This window comes from Segatella copri (assembly GCF_003465495.1).
Classification (GTDB): Bacteria; Bacteroidota; Bacteroidia; order Bacteroidales; family Bacteroidaceae; genus Prevotella; species Prevotella copri_G.
The window spans coordinates 1-1,587 of the sequence record NZ_QSAV01000104.1 but is presented as its reverse complement, the minus strand read 5'-3'; the positions used below and the strand labels follow the sequence as shown (position 1 = coordinate 1,587).

The 1,587-nt window shown below is 40.1% G+C and carries 2 protein-coding genes; both read right to left on the bottom strand.

Annotation, left to right across the window (positions count from 1 at the left end):
- Positions 1-222: 222 nt before the first annotated feature.
- Entirely contained in the window at positions 223-1,125 is a 903-nt protein-coding gene (locus DWV53_RS15200) for an IS3 family transposase (RefSeq protein WP_153083943.1), read from the bottom strand.
- A 2-nt stretch (positions 1,126-1,127) separates the two neighbouring features.
- Complete coding sequence (locus tag DWV53_RS15195; protein ID WP_089543290.1) at positions 1,128-1,565, bottom strand: transposase; 438 nt, start codon at positions 1,563-1,565, stop codon at positions 1,128-1,130.
- Between the last annotated feature and the right edge of the window lie 22 nt (positions 1,566-1,587).

Below are 1,587 nucleotides of genomic sequence, written 5' to 3'. Positions count from 1 at the left end.
TGTCTTATACGTGAAAAAGTTGTCACCTTTAGGATGGTTAAACTAAATTTGTTACTATCTATTTTTTGTATCACTAAATGAGTTACGCATTTTTATTTTTATCACTATATGGGTTGTCAGCGAATACCCATTATACCTAACTAGGTTACTCTTTTTAAGGAGCTATCCCTAGAAAGGTTACGGTGATGATATTCTTTCAAATGCAAAGATACACATTTTCAACTAATTAGAAGAATTTTCCCAAGGATTTTTCCACATTTTCTGCTGTGGCCCCACTTGAGTATGTGCAACTGATGGTGTTTGATTACCGATACTCATATGCGGTCTTTCGTCGTTATAAAACGCAATAATCCTGGTCAGTTCCTTCTTACATACTTTACGAGTAGGAATTGTCATTCTATAAAGCCATTCTGTTTTTAAAATGCCGTTTGCACGTTCTGCTATAGCATTCTCCAAAGGATCTCCTGTTTGAGTCATACTTATTTGTGAGCCATGACTTTTTAGGATAGATACATAATTCTGACTGCAATACTGGCTTCCTCTGTCAGAGTGATGAATGAGTCCTTTTGCAGTTTCTTCATCAATGCTTTTATATGCCATTTTAAGCGCTTCTAATGGATATACAGTTTCTAATGTTGGACCAACAGCCCATCCAACGATTTTATGGGAATACAGGTCTGTTATAAGCGAGAGATAGCACACACCTTCATTGGTTTCAACATAGGTGATGTCACTTGCCCAAATCTGGTTCGGATGGGTAGGAACTACTCCCTTAATCAGGTTTGGATATTTGCGATAATTATGGTCGGAATCTGTTGTCTTATAGCGCCTACGGCGCTTTATACGTACCATGAGTCCATGCTTACGCAGCATCTCAATAAATGCGTCACGACCAGGGAAGCAGCCTGTATCCTCAAACATCTGTTTCAATATGGCATGCAACTTTGCAGCTCCTAAGCCAGGATTCGACTTACGATACTCACGTGCCTTTTCAATGATGATAGACTCAATGGCCTCTTCAGCAAAGCCGTCAGAGACATTGCGCTTATTATATGCTTGCCGGGTGAAACCAAACAGCCCGCATAGAGTGCCTAAACCTTGGCTCTGGCACTCTGTGCGGAGCAAGCTTACTGTTTGGTACCAGATTTTTTTCTCACAGGAATATTGAAGGTTTCTTCTGCGAGATCAATCATGGTGGAGAATGCCTTAGAGCGAAGCTTCTCTAACTCCAAAGCCTTGCGGAGACGCTTAATCTCTGCATCTTTCTCTTTCAACTGTTCATTTGTTGTCTTTGCCATATCGTCACGGTTTTGGTCTTCTGGCGGCAAAGATAACAAATCTTTTTCATTTAAGAACTTATCCATCCAAGAAAATAGCACTGTACGACTGCTTATATAGTATTTCTTGATGATTTCTTCTGCTGGGAGCCCACTCTCCATATACTCTCGAACTATCATGATACGATCATCATCTGTAAAAGAGTAGCTATTCAACTCTACCTCACGGGTCTCAAACCAACCAGTGTCCTCATTATACACACGTTCAATTCTTGTCTTACGTTTCATTGTCACTTCTGTTTGTTCCTAA

Coding starts and splice junctions, on each gene's coding strand:
- DWV53_RS15195 (WP_089543290.1), bottom strand. CDS start 1,565: ATGAAACGTAAGACAAGAATTGAACGTGTGTATAATGAGGACACTGGT.